Below are 384 nucleotides of genomic sequence, written 5' to 3' on the forward strand. Positions count from 1 at the left end.
GGATATCGGCGCCGAGCGCGGCGAAGAAGCTCTCGGCCCGTTCAATGCGCGTGATCGTCTCATCGCGCGGGGCCGGTCTCGCATAATAGGTCTCGGGCAAGCCTTCCACCTGTTCGGCATTGAAGACGGTATAGCCTTTGAGAAACGGAATGGAGGTTTCGGATTCCTCGCCGGTTGCCGTGTCGGTCTCGGTGCCGGTGATGCGGCCGGCATAGACCACAAGGCTGCCCTTCTCGCCCTTGCGGACATGCGCGCCGAGATCAAGCGCCTGTTTGAAGGTAAGCCAGAACGGGGTTGCGTATCCCTTCTCCACCGCTGCCGCCCACAGCATCAGCACGTTGATGCCCTGATAGGGAATGCCGCCCGCGCGCAGCGGTGGAGAAG

Annotated in this window: 1 protein-coding gene; it reads right to left on the reverse strand. The window is 62.5% G+C overall.

From position 1 onward, the window contains the following. Positions 1-384: ArdC-like ssDNA-binding domain-containing protein (locus EOA33_RS38670; protein ID WP_127407885.1), on the reverse strand; the 384-nt coding region annotated here is incomplete at both ends.

The organism is Mesorhizobium sp. M4A.F.Ca.ET.050.02.1.1 (assembly GCF_003997725.1).
Lineage (GTDB): Bacteria > Pseudomonadota > Alphaproteobacteria > Rhizobiales > Rhizobiaceae > Mesorhizobium.